Below are 1,378 nucleotides of genomic sequence, written 5' to 3' on the forward strand. Positions count from 1 at the left end.
GCAATACCGGTGACTTTGCTGGTGCTGGCTCGTTGAGTGGGTGTGCCAAGGCCAGGACAGTTGAAGGCAGTTGAGGGTGATCGGTTTTCGGATCGTATTGCCCTGGGAGTGCTCACGCGTGCGTTTCCGCCGGAGCTGGTGGATGAGGTGGTGGCGGGGTGTGGACGGACTGAGCAGCGTCAACGCCTGCTTCCCGCGAGGGTGGTGGTGTATTTCGTGCTGGCGATGTGCCTGTTCTCGGGGCAGGGATATGAGGAGGTCGGACGGCTTCTCACGCAGGGCCTGGAACGGGAACGCCGCTGGTCGAAGACGTGGCGGGTGCCTACCAGCGGGGCGATCGGACGGGCCCGGCTCCGGCTGGGGGCGGAACCGGTGAAGGCGTTGTTCGCCCGGGTCTGCCGGCCCGTGGCCCTCCCGGCGACGCCGGGGAGCGTGGTTTCGGGGTCTGCGGCTGGTGTCGGTGGACGGGACGACCTTCGACCTTCCCGATACGCAGGCGAACGCCGCCTTCTTCGGGCGGCCGGGAACGGGGCGTGGCCAGGGCAGGAGCGCGTATCCGCAGGCCAGGGCCGTGGCCCTGGCCGAGTGCGGCACCCATGCCGTGTTCGCGGCCGAAGTCGGCCCGCTGGACGTGCACGAGAGGGTCCTGGCCCGCCGCCTGTTCCCGTCGCTGACCAGGGGAATGCTGCTCCTGGCAGACCGGGGCTTTTACGGCTTCGACCTGTGGCGGGCAGCCGCGGCGACCGGTGCTCACCCGCTGTGGCGGGTCAGGAGCAACGCGGTCCTGCCTGTGGTGACCGCGCTGCCCGATGGTTCGTACCTGTCGCAGATCGTTGCCGCCCGGGACAAGAACCGGCGGGCCGACCCGGCGCCGGTCCGGGTCATCGAATACACCCTGGGCCCCCGCGGGAAGGACGCCGCCGTCTACCGTCTGGTCACCACTCTCCTGGACCCGGCCGCCGCACCCGCGGCCGAGCTGGCCGCGCTCTACGCCGAGCGCTGGGAGATCGAGACGACCCTCGATGAGATCAAGACCCACCTGGGCGGGCCCCGCTTCGTCCTGCGCTCCCAGCATCCGGCCGGGGTGGAGCAGGAGATCTTCGCGTTCCTCCTCGTGCACCACGCGCTGCGCGACCTCATGCACCAGGCGGCCCAGCTGGAGAGAGAGGATCCGGACCGGATGTCCTTCATCCGCACCCTGCGCGTCGTCCGCCGGCAGACCACCGGCCAGGCGGGGCTTTCCCCCCTCCCGTTTCACCCGGGCACTGACCCAGACCCTGCGTGAAATCACCGAACGCCTCCTGGAACCACGACGGTTACGATCCAACCCCCGCGTCATCAAACGCAAAATGTCCAACTGGGCACTCAAACGAACCGA

Annotated in this window: 1 pseudogene; it reads left to right on the top strand. The window is 69.0% G+C overall.

Annotation, left to right across the window (positions count from 1 at the left end):
- Positions 1-42: 42 nt before the first annotated feature.
- Positions 43-1,285, top strand: a pseudogene (locus ACIRQP_RS42455) (IS4 family transposase).
- Positions 1,286-1,378: the final 93 nt, after the last annotated feature.

The organism is Streptomyces sp. NPDC102274, from assembly GCF_044766385.1.
In the GTDB taxonomy this organism is placed as follows: Bacteria; Actinomycetota; Actinomycetes; order Streptomycetales; family Streptomycetaceae; genus Streptomyces.